The following is an 18296-nucleotide window of genomic DNA, read 5'->3' as shown; positions in this document are numbered from 1 at the left end:
AGCAAACGAGCGAAGCCTGAAAAGAAAGGCGCTCGCGCGACGTTCAGTCCCTCATTTTCTGCGCCAGCAACACGATGTTTTTCCACAGAATCGGCGGATTGCAGACTTTCGCCGCACCTGCATGAAGGCTGCATCAGATTGAGGAAAGCGGCCAATCAGAGCTGAAATGGCGCTGGCCTAAATGCAGCGCCATCCTTCATAGTCAGCGATGCGCAGGAAGTGGGCTTTGCAAAGACTCTGCGGTTCTCTGAAGCGAACATTCAGGCCGATTGCAGCTAAAGTCGCATTTGAGCCCATTTTGACAGTTTTCTGCAGAGCAGTGAATGGCCGCATTGCAAGTTTGGTCTAGTGAAATCGTGAGACACTTTACGTAGATATCTTGCAACTACGCCAATTGTTTGATGTGCATCTCGGTGAGAACCGCTTCGAATTCCTGAGGGGTTAGACTCTCAGCAAGTGCACTCTCAAAAAGCGCTTGCTGCGTTTGAGGTGCTAGCCCGCCTTTGGGGGGATCGCGGTCCAAATTGGTCGGAAATGAGTACCCTTCTGCGGACGCAGCAATTGCAGCCTTTAGGGCTGAAGCACCCAAAGCTCTTTCTTGATGCGCGGCAAGCGCATGGGGGTACAACAATTTGCTCATCTTCTCGCGATCTACCGTTTCCATGGCCCGCCCGAATGCAGACGACACCTGCAACAAATTGGCCATGCGGTGGATGTCATTGCTCGTATTTGCGCCCGCAGCATGAAAAAGCGCGGGATTGAAAAATAGGGCATCCCCCTTTGCCAGCGGCAGTTGAATGCAGCGTTCTTCAAACAGTGCTCGAAAATCATCCCTTCGCCACGCGGCATACCCAGCGCGGTAAAGTTGCGAGAACGGCAAGAGTTTTGTCGGGCCACTTTCGACGGGCATGTCACAATGTGCAACAGCACCTTGCAGCGTCAAAGCAGGCGAAAGTTCATGGACATGCGCGGGAAATTCGGCACTGATTTCAGCCGTTTGAAAGCCAAGGTGATAATCTCTGTGGGCTTGCTGCGCCGCACCACCGGGATGAACCAGATTGATCTGCGCGGTCACCTGATAATTCGGGCCGAGCCATGCCTCGCACGCCGCAGCGATGGATGTATTGGCGAAATATCGTAAGAACACCTCCGGAGCTTCTTCGCACAATTTCTGCAATGAATTCCATATCCTGTCATTGGACCCCGATGCCGCGAAGTGGTCACCGCCACCGCCGCTTGCCAGTTTTTCGGAGGCAATGATTTGTTCGTAGATCGCAGTGGCTTCGTCAAGAACGACAGTGTCCTCGTAGGCTCTGCGAAGAACTAGAACACCCGCACCCGCCCTAAAGACATGCGCCCATTCGGCCATAATTGTCCGACAGCGCTCTTTGTCCTCAAGCGACGAGCGCAATCTGGACATGTCATAAATGGGGACATTCCTTTGAATGTCGTCGGCGTTGGGAACGGTTGATGCGTTTGCAGTTTTATCGATAAGCGCAGTGAATGCGTTCAGATCACATGCTGCGCTATCAAAATACCCTGCTTCAGTTTCGATGTGGTTCTTCATAGAAAGTCTCCCTGTCTTTCCCTGAATATGCAGAAACGAACACTTGATTGGTTCCCCAAAAGGCATCAGAAACACATCAAATGACACACCGATTTCCAATCAAAGAAATTGCCAGACAGTCAGGGCTCAGCACCGCGACAGTCGACCGCGCGATAAACAATCGCGCGAATGTCAGTCCTCAAACCAAGGCACGTGTTTCGGCAGCCATTTCAGAACTTGAAGGACAAGAGGCGCAATTGGCCGCCCGTGGACGACGCCTGTTTTTCGATTTTGTGATAGAAGCGCCAACGCGCTTTAGCCGTGAAGTACAGCGTGCCGCTGAACAGGTGTTACCATGTATTGGAAGCGCCGTGTGCCGTCCGAGGTTCCAAGCGCAAGAGATCATGAGTGAAGACGATGTCACCGCGGCTTTGTCGCGCATCGCAAAACTTGGCAGCCATGGCGTGTGTATCAAAGCGCGTGATCTGCCGACAATTAGATCGGCTGTGGATCAATTGATCGCGGCCGGTATTCCTGTAATCACCTTGGTAACGGACCTGACCACGACAAAGCGCATAGCCTATGTTGGCCTTGATAATGAAAGCGCAGGCCGCACGGCGGCCTACCTGATTGCGAAAACAATCGGCGACGGTGACGGAACAGTCCTGACTTCAAGAAGCAATGATCGTTTCTTGGGGGAGGAAGAGCGAGAAGTGGCGTTCAAGGCCAGCCTGAACCAACTGTGCCCAAACTTGCGTGTCATAGATGCAAGTGGGGGCAGCGGCGTGCATGTTGAAACATCGCGCATCATGCAAGGAGTTGTCGCAGGTCTGGATCAAGTATGTGCCGTCTATTCAATGGGCGGCGGTAATACAGCGATTTTGAATGCCCTCGAACAGAACGGGTCATTGCCTGATGTATTTGTAGCCCACGATCTGGACCATGATAACAGACAGCTAATTAATGATGGGCGTCTTAGCTATGTACTGCACCATGACCTTCACGTGGATCTACAAAACGTGTTCCAAGCCTTCTTGCATCATCATAGGCTCCTACCCGTTTCGCCTCAAATAGCCATATCTCATATTCAGGTCATTACCCCCGAGAATATTCCACCTGTCATAAGGCGTTTCTAAAAGCGGACATTGGTGCACGTGCAGCGATCGACCGCCTCGTCCGCACTGCCGTCGTCCACCTCGGTTGTGTGAGTGTCCGCTTTCGCCAAATTTACTCAAGAGGGCGTTGGTCAGCTTTGGGCTGACTGCCGTCATCTGGCAGCTGGGGGGACGCGACTTCGCTGCAGACGTGCTGCTGCACCGCCGCAAGGCGGCTTTGAGCCCACTGTGCAAAATTTCTGCTCCGTGGCGAATGTCCGCTTCGGAAATTTGGAGATCAGGTCATTCCAAATACTAGATGTAATTAGCTCAAACTTGCCAAAACTCTCGCTTCCGCACCACAACGGTGCGGAAGGTCGATTGAGGCTTGCGCGTGCGCAATTGCTCAATTTTTAGAAAACAGCCCCGCCTAGGTAGGGATTACAATCCCATTATTAACCTCATGTAAGGTTTCAAGATCATCTAAACCGAGGTGGTTACAGTTCAACCAGTCTAAACTTACTAATCTCGGTACCTCATTCAAGATTGGAAACTTTGTTCGAGCGCCCTGAAACCACCAATGAACACATCATCAGCAACGAATTTTCGCCAATGATCTGTCTGACCGTCGCCTGCGGTGAATTCTGCAGACCATGTTGCGAAGGTTTGGTTGCGATCAGTAATCGGAGCAAATTGCATAACGGCGACATAGTCGACAAAAGGCAACGGCCCCCCAGGCAGCATGTCATAGGTCAGGGATCGGTTTGTATTCGAGATGGCCAACAGGGTTTCGCGGATACGGCCGGATCCATCGGTCAGGGCAAAATTACGGATACAACCGACCGATCCCGGCGCATTGGTGTCTTCGATGCGGCTGTCAGTGGCAGCGGGGTGCCAATTGGGCAAACCATTGAAGTCCTTGACCCGTTCCCAGACTTGATCAACGGGGACATCAATAATTGTTGACGAAAAAACCTTAATCATTCTGCAGCTCCTTTTACGTGATGAATGGCGCGTTTCAGATTACCAAAAGCTGCCGTTTGTTCACGAATTGCGCGTTCAGTCGGCAGACGTTCCATTGAAGACGCACCGTAGAACCCATGGCAATCAGGACAAAGGGACAAGAAGGCCTGTGCATCTGCTGGCTCTGCAAGTGGTCCGCCGTGGCAGATGAAAATCAGATCATCGCGCACCGCCTTGGCAGCTTTGGCCCAGTCGTTGAATTGCGCAGCACAGGCGTCGATCGCTGGTGTATCCGTCGCGCCAATGGCCCCACCCGAGGTCAAACCAAAATGCGCCACGATAATGTCTGCACCCGCCTTGGCCATCGCAACAGCTTCGTCTTTATTGAACACATAAGGCGTCGTCAGCATGTCTTTGGCATGCGCGCGGGCTATCATATCGACCTCCATCGCATAGGACATGCCAGTTTCTTCCAACTCGCAGCGGAACTTACCATCAATAAGGCCGACGGTGGGGAAGTTTTGCACACCGGTGAAACCGGTTGCCTTCAGATCATCCAGAAACTTATTCATCAGGCAAAATGGATCGGTCGCATTCACACCTGCCAGCACCGGCGTGTCTTGCACAACGGGCAAGACTTCGGATGCCATATCCATCACGATTTCATTTGCATTACCGTATGACATATAGCCCGCCAACGATCCACGACCCGCCATCCGGTAACGGCCAGAATTGTAGATCACAATCAGATCAACACCACCTGCTTCTTCGCATTTTGCGGACAGGCCGGTTCCGGCCCCGCCGCCAACAAGCGTTTCACCGCGGTCAATCTTTGCGCGCAATCGTTTGAGGATTTCGGTTCGGGTAAGATGCGGCATGGTATCCTCTTAAGCTGCAGTAATTTCCTGAAAATGAGCTACTGCTGCAGCCGCAAATTCCGGGTCATTTATGTGATGATCTAATTTGATCAGCTGGCGATTTTCCGTTTGCTGGACGGTATCTTCGAGCGCAGTGAACAATGCGGCATTCGCTTTGGGGTCCCAGAATGGCACACCCTCGGCATCCAGTGCTGACACACCTTTTAGCGGGACAAGGAAACGAACGGGGCCATTGCACGCATTCAGTTTTTGCCCAATCCATTCACCGATCTGAGCGGATTCTGCTTCTGTCGTGCGCATCAAAGTGACTTGGGCGTTGTGGTAATAAAACAGCCGGTCCGAGAACCTGTCCGGCACGGATTCCGGGCTCCAGAAGTTCACCATATCCAAAGCGCCACAGGAGCCGACATAAGGCACGCTAGTTTGGGCTATGCTGTCCATACGCTCTTCACCGGCGCTTAGTACACCGCCGACCAGCAGATCGCAGATTTCCGTTGTGGTGATGTCCAGAACTCCGGAAATATCGCCCTGGCTGATAAGTTGTTCCATGGAACGTCCACCGCTTCCGGTGGCATGAAAGACGAGACAATCGTAGTCTTCTTGCAATGTGGCGGTGATGGCCTGAACCGCAGGTGTGGTCACACCGAACATAGACAGAGCAATGGGTGGACGTGTGTCAATCACCACAGGCGGCTGCCAGTTCATCATACCAGCTATTGCATGGGCCGCATTACCCAGAACCTTGCGTGACACACGGTTGAGACCGGACACATCGGTGACAGGATGGAACATGTTGACATCCGACGGACCAACATAGGTCGACACATCGCCCGATGCGAGCGTTGAGACCAGCACCTTGGGCACGCCAATCGGCAAAGCCTGCAAAGCAGGCGCAATGATGCCAGATCCGCCCGATCCACCCAGGCCAATCACGCCCCCGACATCTGCCTGCTCCAGAATAAATGCCTGTAAAGCACGCGACATCTCGACAACGGCTTGCCCGCGATCATTGACAAAGACTGAAGCGGGCCCGTCCGGGTGGCACATCGCCACTTCAGAAGCGGGCACATCGGCCACCTCTTCACCACCTTTTGTGCCGACATTGACAAGAATTGTCTCAACACCGGTGGCACGTATGAGATCGCGCACGAAACACAATTCCGGTGCTTTGGTGTCACAAGTTCCAATGACATATGCTTTGCTCATACGAAGTCTTCCTCTGCTGTGATCTGCCCCGGTTCAATTCCCAAGTGACGTTTCTGAAGCTCGGTATCGCCTTCAAGAGCAGCGGTTGGCAGCTTTTCGACGATCACACCATTGACCATGATTGCAACGTTCGTGGCGGCGGCAAAGGCGGCGTGGATATTCTGTTCAACCAGCATGATCCCCATACCTTCGGCAGACAGACGAACGACAAGATCAATAACATCAGATACAATTGTGGGGGCCAAACCTTCGGTCGGCTCATCCAGAACCAGCAACTTGGGATCAAGCATCAGTGCGCGCGAAATCGCCAGCATCTGCTGTTCGCCGCCAGACAGTTGATCACCAAGATTGCGACGCCGTTCCTTGAGGCGCATAAAGGTGTCAAACACACGTTCGATGGTCCAGGCGCTACCTTTGCGCTGCATCATGCGCAAATGTTCTTCGACAGTGAGGGACCGGAAAACCCGTCGCCCTTGCGGCACAAAACCAATCCCCAACCTGGCCCGCTTTTCCGGCGCTAAGTTGGTAATGTCATGGCCGTCAAACCGGATTGATCCACCGGATGTGGGAACCAATCCCATGATGGCCGCGCATAGTGTCGTCTTGCCCATTCCGTTGCGGCCCAGCATCCCCAGCGAAGTGTGGTCCACATCAAGATCTACGCCATGCAAAACATGGCTGGTACCATAATGAACATGCAAGTCACGGATTCTCAACAACGGTTCAGTGCCCATGTGCGCCTCCCATATAGACATTATGCACGGCCTCGTTGGACATGATGTTTTCTGGCGAGCCTTCGGCCAACAGGCGACCATTGTGCAAGACGGATACGCTGTCCGAGGTCCGAAGGGCGATGTCCATATCATGTTCGATCAGGACAATTGTGATGTCCTTGGGAAGTGACAACAAAAGCTCTGCCAATCGCGGCCGTTCACTGGGTGACAGCCCCGCAGCCGGTTCATCCAGCAGCAACATCTTTGGTGTCTCAGCAAGCGCCATGCCAATTTCAAGCTGGCGTCGCTGGCCATGAGACAGGTTAGCAACTTCGCGATCCAGATCAGAGCTTAGACCAGCCATCCCGGCAAGGTTTTCGGCCTTACCAATCGCGTCATCATTTGGCTTAAGCGGCAAAAACCGCTGCCAGCCGCCTGCTACACCGCTCACGGCCAAAAACAGCGTTTCGCGAATTGTCAGCCCGTCAAAGAGATGTGCATGTTGATAGGTGCGGCGCAGACCGCCCTTGATCCGCTTGTGCATCGGCGTCTGGGTGACATCGGCTCCATCCATGCGAATTGTACCCGCAGAGGCCACCAAATCGCCCGTCAAAACATTAAAAAGGGTGGTTTTTCCAGCCCCATTTGGCCCTAAAACCGCGCGGCGTTCGCCGGGCCGGACAGACAAGGACACATCCTTGACGGCCCAAAACCCACCGAAACGGCGGCCAACGCCCTGGATTTCCAGGGCATTGGCTGTTTTATGATCGTGACTTATGGGCACGAAGGATTGTCCCGGCTTACGGAGCCCTGCGCCAAGAAGGTCGCTGGATCCTGACCAAGGGACTGGTCGACGTCACGCACAACTTTGACAACGCGGTTGCCAAGTGTTCCGTCTTCACGCTCGAACACTTCGGTGACAAAGTTATCAACGATGCCGTTGCGGTTTTCATCCAAACGCATTGTGCCGCCGGTTGGCGTTACAAATTCCAGATCAGTCAGAGCCGCGCGGAACGCCGCCTGATCGCCGGACAGGTCGCCTTCAACTTCTTCCAGAGCCAAAATGGCCGCATGTGCGCTCATGTAGTAGTGGTGCGCAAAGATGGAGGGTGCAGTAAATCCATCAGGGAAGTGCTCGGTGTAGCTTGCAGAGAATGCTTTCCACTCGGCTCCATCATAGTCGCTGACCGTGGGTGTGCCGGCTGGTGCACCGATCAGCTGTTGCTTGAACGGGCCCTCGCTATCCAGAATGGACTGGTCGATTGTGATCGAGCCACCGATGATTGGCTTGGTGCCACCAGCTTGATTGTATTGGGTCAGGAAGTTCACGGCATCTGCACCACCAAGGGCGACAAAAACAGCATCGACATCCGAGGGGATCGAATAAACGATTGATGAATAGTCTTTCGCTCCGATTGGGGTCCAGAATTTTTCTGGAACCGTACCGCCCGCTGCGCAGAACTCGGTCATGAAGCCAAGAACCTGCGTATATGGGAAGGAGTAGTCTTCGGCCACAACAGCAACTTTTTCATATCCCAGATCATCATGGGCGTAGCTGCCGACACCGACCATCCATTGTGCACCATCGCCGCCGAAGCGGAAGAAGTTGTCGGATGAGTCACGCAAAGTGGTGTCCTGTGCCGCGGATGAACCATTCAGGAACGTAACGGCAGGGAATGATTTGGAAAGGTCGCGCAATGCAAGACCTTCGGAGCCGGACAATGGGCCAACAATGAGGTCAACGCCATCTTGCTCGATCAGCTTACGTGCGGCGTTCACCGCGCTGTCGGGGCTTGCGTCGGACGACATCACGATGATTTCAATGTCATTGCCCGCGACTTCGCCACCTGCCTCAGCAATTGCAAGTTCGACGCCGCGAATACCGTCCTGTCCGAGGGCCGCAAATGCGCCTTCCAGAATCGAGATCACTCCGATCTTGATATCTTCAGCTGACGCTGGTGCTGCAAATGCGCTAAGGGCAAGTGCAGAAGTCATTGTAATAGTCTTTAGTTTAGTAAACATAGTTTCCTCCCTGTTTACACCTGATTTTCGGCTACTCGCTTTTTGAAGCGAGCCAACCAAGATTTCGCCAATCCGTGCAGGCCGTCTGGGGCCCCCATGATGATGGCGAGAAGTACGAGACCGATGAGCGTGTTGAACCGCTCACGATCAATGAAATCGACGGCAAATGTGTCGAGCAGAACGAAAGCAAGCGCACCGATGAACGCCCCAATCGGGTGCTTCAATCCACCGATCACGGCGATAACGAGAATGTCGACAATTGGACCGAGACCAACCGAGAAGGATGAAATCCGTTCTTGATACCAAACATTCAGAATGCCGCCGGAGCCCGCGATAAACCCGGCAATGGCGTAAGCTGATACGATGACGGGGGTCGTTGGGATGCCAATTGCCAGCACCCGCTTGGGCGCGTCGCGCACTGCCTGAATGGTCAATCCAAGCGGTGACTTGATGAAGCCATTAACAAGCATCAAACACAGCATGGCTACCGAGATTATCAACAAATAGAACGGCAGGGGGTCCCGCAGATTTGTGCCTGCAATCTCGGGTGCCCGTATTCCCGAAAAACCGGTCCATCCATTGAAGTAGGTATAATTCTGGCGGGTGAAGTAAAAGAACGCGACGCCAACTGCCAGTGTGATCATGATGGCATAAATGCCCTGACTGCGCCGTGCGATCAGCCCGATGATCACCCCTGACAGCGTGGCCATAATTATTGCCAGCGGAAGAACCACGTAGAAAGGCAATTCTCGTCCAACATCGACTGAGTTAGGTCCGAAATAGGCGACGGTATATCCCGAGACACCGGCCATGGTGGCCTGCGCAAAGGACACAACGCCAAGGTAGGCCGCAAGAAAGGTCAGGCTCAGAGCAATGACACCAAGGATCAATGCGCGTCCGAAAATCTGCACCAGCCAAAAATCATTGGCAAAAAATGGAACCAGAGCGAACGGAAGAATGAAGAGCGCAGATTTCATGTTTCTGACCTTCCAAGCAGGCCTTGCGGACGGACCGCCAGCACGAACACCATGATTGCGAAGGTAAAGACCACGCCATAGGTGGGCGCGTATGCCAACCCGTACTGCTCGGCCAGACCAATCAGAAGCGCCCCAAGCGCCGCGCCGCCAACACTTCCCATGCCGCCGACGATGACCACCACAAGCGATGAGAGAAGGAATTGAAGATCGGTCCCCGGCGCGATCGACAGTGCACTGGCGGCAACAACGCCCGCCATCCCGGCAAGCAATCCGCCAAGCGCAAAGACAATGATGAAGATCTTCGCCACGTCAAAGCCAAGTGCGCGCAGCATTTCACGGTCGTCGACACCTGCGCGAATGATTGCTCCCAACCGGGTCTTAGCGATGATGAGCCACAACGTAATTCCGACAACAACTGCAAAAGCAATTAATACCAGGCGGATAGAGGCATAGCCCACGCCCAACAAAGGCAGCTTGAAACCACCAGCCAGCGCATCCGGCAAAGCCACCTGATAAGTGATACCACCCCAATACCAGAGCATCAGGTCAGCCATAATGATTGAAATGGCAATGGAAGCCAGTGTCTGACGCAGTTCGTCCCCCTGAAATCTCCCAAGGATTCCGAACTGAATTAGCGCACCCCCAAAGGCCGCGGCCAGCCCGCCTCCGAGGATGCCCAGCGGCCAGACGCCTGTGGCTCTTGCCACTTCAAAGCCAACATATCCACCCAGCAAAAGCAGAGCCCCATGAGCCATATTTACGGTGCGCATCAGGCCAAAGATCAAAGTGAACCCGCTGGCGGCCAAGAAGTATAGCGCCGCGAGTGTCAGACCATTTAGCGTAACGATCAGAAAGAACGTCATGAAATCTCCCCAGTGTTTGGGCTATTTTCGGCAATGCGCCGGGCCACCACAAGTTAATGATCGTCAAGTTTGAGAAAAATTATCACTTTAAATCAACAGGTTGAAAATACACCCTCGCCAACAATTCAGAAATCCAGCAGTTTTTGCCTATTATTGCCGATTTATGCTGATATACGTTGCGAATGAAATACTTCGAACTTTCCGGCTTTCCGAATCCAACTTCTGAACAAGTAAGCCATGTTTTTTGCCCAACGCTGAACGGGCTAAGTGGCCGTCAGGCGGACTTGGCGATGGTGATGCCACGGTTGGACAACAACAGGGCGCTTTTTGACATCCGTCCTGTCGAGCGGGTCAGCTATGCAGGCGTTCTGACCTGTGACCCCTTTGGAACCGCGGATAACTTTCTGCGGCGCCTTGCTGATCATGGATATGTAGGGGTGAGCAATTGGCCTTCAGCAATTTTGTTTCAAGGCCATACGAAAAGGATGATGGCCTCAATGCCTGCGACACCAGAACTTGAATACGCCTGGCTTGCCGGAGCACAACGTCATGGCTTTCAATCTCTTGCTTTCTTCCGGTCACTGGAACAAGGGCGAGCTGCATTAAGTGCGGGATTGCGGCAACTAGTGTTGCACCCCGGACTGATCCCGCAAACCACAGGTGGGCCGCCGGATTTGTTGATTGCCTCGTTGGGTGACCTGATCGAGAAGTTGCGTCATCAAGTCGATGGTGTCGAAATTCTTCTTTATGAACACGTCGGATTGAACGAAGCTGTTCAGGCAACTGATGTGGGGGCCGATGGCGCTTTGATCTTCAAGGCCACCCCATGACGGATCAAAAGAATCCATTCATCTTTGGTGCCGCCGTTGGATCGGGCCTGACCGCGCTTGCCGTAGATCGCGCTGGGGCAGATTTCTTGCTGGTTCTGAATGCGGGCAGACTTCGCATGCGGGGAGCTTCATCGCTGGCGTCATACCTGCCGCTTCGTCCGGCGAATGAATGGGTCTTTGAAATAGCAGAAGAGGAAATCCTGCACCGCTGCGTTTCACCGGTTCTGGCAGGGCTGAACGTGCGTGACCCAGCCATCGACCCAATCGAAATTGTCGAAAAAGCAAATAGCATTGGGTTCGCGGGCGTGTGCAATTTTCCGTCTGCGGCGATGCTTGAAGGGCAGCTGCGTCAATTGATGGAAGCCGAAGGAATTGGGTTTGGCAAAGAATGCGAACTGATACGGGCCGCATCAGAGCGTGGCATGAAGACCTTGGCGTATGTTTGCACAAACCGCGAAGCCCGGATGATGGTAGAGGCCGGCGCTGACCGCATTTGCGTTGTTGTGGGCTTTACTGGCGGCCGCACAGGCGTTTCGACCAGCCTGACTTTAGAAGGGGCAGCCGATTTGGCCAATCAAGTGCTTGAAGGCATCCCTGCCAATATCGCAACCTTAATCGAAGGTGGCCCCATAACGTCACCGGAAGACGCATTGACCGTCACGCGGTTAAGCCGGGTGAACGGTTACATAGCAGGATCAACGATTGACCGGTTACCTTTAGAACAGGCCATCGAAGAAGTGGCACGATCATACAAGGTCATTGCCAAGATGGGTCGCGGCAACAAGGACGACGTCGCCCAGCCTTCAGCGTTCATCGGCAGTTCACATGCAATGCAGACTTTGCGGAAATTAGTGGCCGACATAGCGCCAAGCGATATGCCAGTGTTGATCACCGGTGAAACCGGCACAGGCAAAAGCCTGTTGGCCGCAGATATTCATAAACAACACTACGCAGAAAAACGCGACCCGGTTGTCGTAGATTGCACCAGCCTTTCACGTGATGTCGGGCCTGTTCAGCTTATGGGGCAAGTGGCCGGCCTTAACCGCAGAGATGTTCCACTAACTCGTGGTGCACTGGAAACGGCACACGGCAATGGCATCATACTCGAAGAGGTCTCAGCGTTAAGCGCTGAGTTACAAGGCTTGATCTTAAGGTTTGCGGAAACGGGTTATGTTCAACGCATTGGAGCGCTTGACGGTCGGACGGTAAATGTCCGGTTGCTTAGCACCAGTAATCAGAACATTGAGGATCTCGTCGAGGTCAATGAGTTTCGACGCGATCTTTACCACCGCATAAATGCAATCCAAATCGCGGTGCCGCCTTTGCGTGAAAGACGGGACGACATCGCCGAACTTGCTGCCTTTTTTGCTCACAATCTGACCCGAAACGAAGACATACAATTTACCAACGCCGCACTCAGGGTTCTTCTTGAATATGACTGGCCGGGAAATGTACGGGAATTAAAGAACGCGATCCGGCGGATTTTGACACTGAATTCTTCCGGGCGCGTCACCGCGCGGGACGTCAATTTTCTAACCTTAACTCAGATTCCAGAACAGGAAATGCCAGCTCACCCCGAGAGGCCGATCGAACCGATCGGCGAGAGAGAGTGGATCGCCGCGGCACTGAAACAGCACAATTATCGTAAAGGGGCAACAGCCCAATATCTGGGTATAGCTCCTCGCACGCTCTATAATAAAATGAAAAAATTCCAATTGGATTAGAATTGATGGGTGTTCAGCGCCCCCAAAAGGTTATGCACAATTTCAGGCTATCACCGCCATATCACTGGGTTGGCAGAAAGCGGACGTTGAGCCAAATCGGTTTCGTCCTCGTCCCGCAGAGCAGACGTCCAGCCCAGTTGTGTGAATGTCCGCTTACGCCATGATCGCACATGAGGGAAGAGTCCACTTTGGGCTGACAGCAGCCGTTAGACGTGTTTTGCACCAACGGCAGCTAAAGGCCTTTTGCAGTCAGTATCTGGGCAGTGAGTAGGGGCTGTATCAGCCCGAAGTTCGATGCTTTAGAATTGTGGATTTCTCTGATGGGGTATATTTGGGGGTATGGGTATTTTCATGTGAATTATTTTTATATATTTTCATACTGTTAGGTGCTTTTTGCGGCTCCGTGTGGGCACCATTTTTCAATTCACCGTAGTCCGAAGACATCCGAAACACTCTGTGTTACATGGGTTTTGATGAAGTTCTTTGTCCGATGCCATCCTATGGCGTTTGGTGAGATGCCCCCAGATTGGGGGGCTTTTTGGGGGCTTCGCGACTTTGATGAAAAGGCGATGCCCCCAGATGCCACTTAGCGATGTTCAGATTCGAAATCTCAAGCCCAGAGAAAAGCCATATAAGGTTTCGTACTTTGAGGGGCTTTATCTGCTTGTGACGCCATCCGGCTCCAAACGTTTGGAACGTCAAATATCGGCTGCATGGAAAAGAGAAGAAACTGCCGATGTGTGCGTACACTGATATCTCTTTGGCGCAAGGGCGAAACTCTAGTGGCGCAGAGCCACACGTTCGCCAAAATCGGCGATGCATTTCTGGAGAAACAACGCAAAGAGGGCAAAACGAAAGCCATTCTCGACAAAACGATTTATCATGTGAAGCTCACGAACGCAGACTTTGGACGCAAGCCCATCACGGCAGTCACCGCACCATTGATCCTGGCATATCTTCATAAAGTCGAAGCCAAAGAATAACATGAAACGGTTCATCGCTTGTGCGCACGGATTGGGTCCGACTTTCGGTTTGCTGTTGCCAGTATGGGTGGCCGAAACAGATTCTGCCTATGCATTTGAAGATGGCTTGATGTGTCCAAACCGCAAACACCGTGTGCAATCACGGATCCCGAAACTTGGAGCACTCATGACCGCTATCGATGGACTCGATGGGCTGGAGATCACACGAATGGCGATGCAACTGTTGGCTATGTTAGCCCAACGACCGGGCAAGATCCGCCAGGCGAAATGGTAGAAGTTCGATTTTGAGACGAAGGTATGGTCGATCGCTGCGTCTCAAATGAAGATGCGCCCGGGGTCACAATGTACCCTTACCAAATCAAGCCATCGAATTTTGACGGAGTTTCGTGAGATTACAGCCTATGCGGAATATCTTTTCCCGTCATTGCGTTCTTGGCATCGCCTTATGTCAGATAACACATTGTACGCCGTCTTGCGACGCAAGGGGTATTCCGGCGACGAAATGACCGTGCTGGGTTTTGTGCGAGTTTTCCACTGTTACGGGAGGCTGTGTGTTAGCCCTAATCTTCAATACAGAAGCTGAGATTGCCTCTTTTGAACGGCCTCTAACGTATTTTGATGTAGGCTGGAATCATTACTGTACGCCGAAGTAGTTTGGTCGGTGACGAGCCCCACACAGGCAACGCTGACTTACGCCTGTGCGGAAAAGCCAATTTTGGGCGGCGTACCCGAGATAGATCCGGGTTCGATTTCGACAGCCGGTTTAATTCACGTGGCCAGCAACTGCATCAGGCGCAGTTCGACTCAAAGCGAGTTTGCGTCTCTACGGCCGGATCGGACCGGCAGTCTAGTCGTCAGACTTGGGTGCCGACGCTTTTGGGCATCTCTTTAGGAAGCCACAAAAGGTTCCGATTTCAGGTGAGGCCGTGGGGGGCATCGTCGGCATCGTTTGAGCTGGGGCCTGAGTTGTGTTGGCAAAAATTATCAGCATAGTTAGAATTATGGCACGCATCGAGCATCTCCGTTTCGTGGAATTGATGCCCTTGTTTGTTACGTCTACCCCATGCCTGCGCGTCGAATTTAAAACTCAGTGCAGGTTTACAGCATTTGGCGATGATTTTTCAGAATCGGGGAATGCACCAGACTGCGCGGCGCGTCGGTATTCAGTTGGGCTATGCCCGAATTCTGCGCGAAAAGCCCGATTGAATGGTCCTACTGAGGCAAAGCCGACCTCATATGCGATCTCCAGAACCGTTGCGTTCATTTGGGTGGGATCTGTCAATGCGGCACATGCGGCTTCGATCCGGGCTCGATTGATGAAGCTTGAGAAGTTGCGGAAACCCAGACCTTGGTTGATCGCGCGACGCACGCGATGTTCAGGCACCGCGAGTTTTCTTGCGAGTGCCCCGATGGTCAACCCTTCTTCTCGCCAGATGCCCGCGCTCATTGCTGACTGGATGCCCGCGATCAGAGCCGGGTCAGCAAAATCATCTTGGACCGGCAACCGGGTGGTGGTTTCCGAAGATGTCTCGCCGGGCCAGCGGTTCGCATCAGGAAGTAGCAGCCACACCGCGAAATTGAGGGCAACAACAAGGGTGCCAACGGCTTGCAGGAGAGCCAGCGCAAGGCTGTCCTGCTGAAGAAAACGGGTTGCTTGCCCCCCGGTCAGGAGCAACGCAAGACTTGCAATAGCGGCTGCAAAGCCTGGTCGTGCCCGACAACGGCAATCCACCAAATCGTCACGGCGTGACCTGAGTGAGAGGATCAAAAGCGCGCCATAGAGAACTACGGACATTGGCAAAAACAGGGAGAAAATGTCTGGAAATGTCTCATGAGTGAAAAGCGCAATCGAGGTGGCCAACGAGGCAAGGAGCCAGGGCCACCGATGTCCTGGAGCATCGAGAAAAATGGTCACGATCAGCCAAGTAATCGCTGCAGGAGTGAAGCTGGCTATCAGCGTGAGATTTGATTGCAACGCTGGATGCAGATCGAGTGGCAGAGCAGTTGTGATGATTAGAAAAGCGGTTTCGGACAAAGCCAACGCCACCACTGATAAGCGACCTTCCAGGCTGATTGGTGCGCGCCAAAGCAAAAAAGCCAACAAAAGCAAAAGTGTAATGGCACCGCCACGCAGGGCCAGGTCGAGATAGATCATGGTTGGCCTATTCGTTGTCTCAAGAACTGGATTGGAGCCAATATAGAGATGCTGCTGTCGATAGGCGCGCCGATTTCTCAAAATGATGCTCCGATTCCAAAAATTGTGGCATTGGGAACGGATTGGAGGGACAACTTACACCTAGAAACCTTCTGAAACACGGCAACGGCAAAGTTGGAGCGTTCTTAGGTGCTCCCGCTAAAACTTGGGTGCAGCCGGCAGAGGCGACGCACTTTAGTATTCTCGGCGCCCAATTTGCATGCTCACAGTGTTGGTTGAGGCCCGAATTGAATTGGTGGGTTGGTTGGCATTGGTGAAGCTGTTCCTGATGGTGGAGGCTGCACTGCGGCGACTATCTTTGGCAATAACGACGGCTTGGGTCACCTGTGACGTTGGCCTGTGGGCTCAATACGTGACGGTTTTGGAGATGCCGACAGCAGGGTTATTACGGTGCAAATCCCAGGATCAGTTGTCGCAGACCCAAAGCAGCTCCTGACATAATACTGAGCAACGTAAGCGGAGCGCTGTAGGACAGGACTGAAAACGCAGATAACCCCTGACCGACGCTGCAGCCAACCGCAACAACAGCACCAATGCCCATCAAAGCGGCGCCTAGAATTTGTCGGCGCAGTTCGCGGGGATCATCGCAGGATTCCCATCTGAAGTGGCCCATATACAGGCTGCCAATTAGGGCTCCGATCAGAACCCCGATGACTGAACCAGTGCCGAAACTAATCGAATTGCCTGATGAGGTCATGAGATACAGCATTGTTTCGCCAATGGGGGCTGAAAATGTGTGGCTGACAACCGCAGTTGCGTCAAACCCGTGACTGGCGACCCAATATGTTCCGGCCCAACCTAGAACTATCGCCAGCCCGGCAACGGCGCCCCAGAACACATGGCTGGGCGAATTCCGAAGTGTTTTGTTTCCCAAAGTCAGCGCAAGAATAACCGCACCAATTATCATGCCTGTGACCTCCATTGAGATCCCGGTCAACGGCGTGGCCAAATGGGCGAAGGTGGGGAAATTCGATGCCTGTTCTGATGCGCCAAACATCCATATACGCAGCGGAGAAAGTGGACCGCCTAGCGTGACATATGCGGAAATGCCCATCACTAAAACAATCAACAGTGAGCGCAGATCTCCGCCGCCGACTCGCGCCAACGCGCCGTAACCGCAGTTACCGGCGAGGGCCATGCCATATCCAAACAGCAGCCCGCCAAGTACGCTCTCCAATGGGTTCCATTGCCTCGACAGGTAGAGAGTTTCACTCAGGTCAAGTAAACCCGCTGCGGACAGACCAAAGGTTCCCATGACGGACAGGCCAATGGCGATGCCCCACATGCGCAGGCGCAGCGTGTTCTCACCATAGAACAAATCTTCTATGGCGCCCAAGGTGCAGAACCGACCAATACGTGCGGCAAGGCCGAGCAGCAAACCGCCTACCAGACCGACAAAGGCCACAGCTAAGGGTTCAGAGACCAAATCAAGCATCGTCGCGTTCCATTACACTGTTTGCGACTGCATTCGATCGGTTCAATCGTCGTCGCGACAAAAAAGATCATAGACAACTTCCATGATCTTTTTGGGCCGGTCATCGGTCAAGCTGTAGTAGATAACTTTGCCGTCACGTCTGGGTGTCACCAGCCCTTCAAGTCGAAGCCGGGACAGCTGCTGAGATACCGCAGCCTGTCGGGATGACAGAAGGTTTTCAAGCTCGGTTACCGACTTTTCACCCGAGGCGAGGTGACACAAGATCATCAATCGCCCCTCGTGGCTGATCGCCTTGAGGAAATAGGAGGCTTTCATGGCATTGTCTGCCATCTTGTCCATGTCTTCGGCACACATGTTACTGTCAAATACTGGCAGGCCCATCTGGTTCTCTTCCTTTAGATCTGTAATGACCATTTGGTCGCTGTGCTTGCCATAATATCGGGAGTTCATCCAGAAACATCAATGCTGGCGTCCGACAACATCTGTCCTAACAGTCCCCAGAAAAAGTCCTCTCCGGGATATCCTTCGATCCTGGAGACTTCTTGTCCGTCTACCATCAAAACAAATGTAGGCGTGAAATTAAGTGATTGGCTAAACGTCAAATCATCGGGCCGCGCTGCGTGAATATCCAATCGCCTAAGAGGCGCGGCTTTGCCCTCGGTGGTCTTTGGATAAATATGCGCGATCTCATCGTTCCATTGCGCGCACCAGACGCAGCCCTGTTCTTCTACCATCACCAAAACAGGCCCAGCCGCAGCGGAAAATGCCGACGATAGGCTAAGAAACAGACTGAAAAGGATAAGACGGAGTGACATGTGAAATTGACCTTTACTCAACAAACAACATA

The 18296-nt window shown here is 53.0% G+C and carries 18 protein-coding genes; 5 read left to right on the top strand and 13 right to left on the bottom strand.

The window, feature by feature from the left end; translation table 11 throughout:
* Positions 1-385 precede the first annotated feature (385 nt).
* Entirely contained in the window at positions 386-1567 is a 1182-nt protein-coding gene (locus tag QOL67_RS20680; RefSeq protein WP_283427895.1) for a phytanoyl-CoA dioxygenase family protein, read from the bottom strand.
* A gap of 80 nt (positions 1568-1647) precedes the next feature.
* Here QOL67_RS20680 and QOL67_RS20675 point away from each other — a divergent pair, with 80 nt between their 5' ends.
* Complete coding sequence (locus QOL67_RS20675) at positions 1648-2682, top strand: LacI family DNA-binding transcriptional regulator (RefSeq protein WP_283427888.1); 1035 nt, start codon at positions 1648-1650, stop codon at positions 2680-2682.
* A 498-nt stretch (positions 2683-3180) separates the two neighbouring features.
* Here QOL67_RS20675 and QOL67_RS20670 read toward each other — a convergent pair whose 3' ends face one another.
* From QOL67_RS20670 to QOL67_RS20635, 8 genes are read right to left on the bottom strand one after another with little or no spacing between them, the layout of a single operon-like run.
* Positions 3181-3624: an SRPBCC family protein gene (locus tag QOL67_RS20670; RefSeq protein ID WP_283427887.1), complete on the bottom strand. Its 444-nt coding sequence runs from the start codon at positions 3622-3624 to the stop codon at positions 3181-3183.
* Complete coding sequence (locus QOL67_RS20665) at positions 3621-4481, bottom strand: phosphoenolpyruvate hydrolase family protein (protein ID WP_283427886.1); 861 nt, start codon at positions 4479-4481, stop codon at positions 3621-3623. Before QOL67_RS20665 ends, QOL67_RS20670 begins: the two co-directional genes overlap by 4 nt.
* A gap of 9 nt (positions 4482-4490) precedes the next feature.
* Positions 4491-5687: a Tm-1-like ATP-binding domain-containing protein gene (locus QOL67_RS20660; RefSeq protein WP_283427885.1), complete on the bottom strand. Its 1197-nt coding sequence runs from the start codon at positions 5685-5687 to the stop codon at positions 4491-4493.
* Positions 5684-6421, bottom strand: a complete 738-nt coding sequence (locus tag QOL67_RS20655) for an ABC transporter ATP-binding protein (protein WP_283427884.1) — start codon at positions 6419-6421, stop codon at positions 5684-5686. The genes QOL67_RS20660 and QOL67_RS20655 overlap by 4 nt, the downstream gene beginning before the upstream one ends.
* Positions 6411-7184, bottom strand: a complete 774-nt coding sequence (locus tag QOL67_RS20650) for an ABC transporter ATP-binding protein (protein ID WP_283427883.1) — start codon at positions 7182-7184, stop codon at positions 6411-6413. The genes QOL67_RS20655 and QOL67_RS20650 overlap by 11 nt, the downstream gene beginning before the upstream one ends.
* Entirely contained in the window at positions 7175-8422 is a 1248-nt protein-coding gene (locus QOL67_RS20645) for an ABC transporter substrate-binding protein (RefSeq protein WP_283427882.1), read from the bottom strand. Before QOL67_RS20645 ends, QOL67_RS20650 begins: the two co-directional genes overlap by 10 nt.
* A gap of 14 nt (positions 8423-8436) precedes the next feature.
* Positions 8437-9399 carry a branched-chain amino acid ABC transporter permease gene (locus QOL67_RS20640; RefSeq protein ID WP_283427881.1) on the bottom strand — a complete coding sequence of 321 codons (963 nt, stop codon included), beginning with the start codon at positions 9397-9399 and terminating at the stop codon, positions 8437-8439.
* Positions 9396-10262: a branched-chain amino acid ABC transporter permease gene (locus tag QOL67_RS20635; RefSeq protein WP_283427880.1), complete on the bottom strand. Its 867-nt coding sequence runs from the start codon at positions 10260-10262 to the stop codon at positions 9396-9398. Before QOL67_RS20635 ends, QOL67_RS20640 begins: the two co-directional genes overlap by 4 nt.
* Before the next feature lie 182 nt (positions 10263-10444).
* Between QOL67_RS20635 and QOL67_RS20630 the strand changes: the two genes are divergently transcribed.
* From QOL67_RS20630 to QOL67_RS20615, 4 genes are all read left to right on the top strand, one after another.
* Positions 10445-11092, top strand: a complete 648-nt coding sequence (locus QOL67_RS20630; protein ID WP_346770620.1) for a phosphoenolpyruvate hydrolase family protein — start codon at positions 10445-10447, stop codon at positions 11090-11092.
* A complete protein-coding gene (locus QOL67_RS20625) occupies positions 11089-12816 on the top strand; it encodes a phosphoenolpyruvate hydrolase family protein (protein ID WP_283427878.1) in 1728 nt (575 codons plus the stop codon). The genes QOL67_RS20630 and QOL67_RS20625 overlap by 4 nt, the downstream gene beginning before the upstream one ends.
* Positions 12817-13598: 782 nt before the next feature.
* A complete protein-coding gene (locus QOL67_RS20620; protein WP_283427877.1) occupies positions 13599-13799 on the top strand; it encodes a hypothetical protein in 201 nt (66 codons plus the stop codon).
* 1 nt (position 13800) lies between these two features.
* On the top strand, positions 13801-14073 hold the full coding sequence (locus tag QOL67_RS20615; protein ID WP_283427876.1) for a hypothetical protein: 273 nt from the start codon (positions 13801-13803) through the stop codon (positions 14071-14073).
* Between the two features lie 813 nt (positions 14074-14886).
* Here QOL67_RS20615 and QOL67_RS20610 read toward each other — a convergent pair.
* The 4 genes from QOL67_RS20610 to QOL67_RS20595 all read right to left on the bottom strand — a co-directional run bounded on the left by QOL67_RS20610 (position 14887) and on the right by QOL67_RS20595 (position 18264).
* Positions 14887-16035, bottom strand: a complete 1149-nt coding sequence (locus QOL67_RS20610; RefSeq protein ID WP_283427875.1) for an AraC family transcriptional regulator — start codon at positions 16033-16035, stop codon at positions 14887-14889.
* Between the two features lie 364 nt (positions 16036-16399).
* Positions 16400-17449 (bottom strand): YeeE/YedE family protein, encoded by a 1050-nt coding sequence (locus QOL67_RS20605; RefSeq protein ID WP_283427874.1) that lies wholly within the window; start codon positions 17447-17449, stop codon positions 16400-16402.
* Positions 17450-17491: 42 nt separating this feature from the next.
* The gene (locus QOL67_RS20600) at positions 17492-17830 is read right to left on the bottom strand and encodes an ArsR/SmtB family transcription factor (protein WP_283427894.1); all 339 of its coding nucleotides are present in this window, start codon (positions 17828-17830) and stop codon (positions 17492-17494) included.
* Positions 17831-17895: 65 nt separating this feature from the next.
* Positions 17896-18264 carry a thioredoxin fold domain-containing protein gene (locus QOL67_RS20595; protein WP_283427873.1) on the bottom strand — a complete coding sequence of 123 codons (369 nt, stop codon included), beginning with the start codon at positions 18262-18264 and terminating at the stop codon, positions 17896-17898.
* Positions 18265-18296: the final 32 nt, after the last annotated feature.

It is taken from the genome of Shimia sagamensis, assembly GCF_900182745.1.
GTDB classification, from domain to species: Bacteria; Pseudomonadota; Alphaproteobacteria; order Rhodobacterales; family Rhodobacteraceae; genus Shimia; species Shimia sagamensis.
Note: the sequence above shows the minus strand (reverse complement) of the source record. Positions and strands in the feature narration are given on the sequence as shown.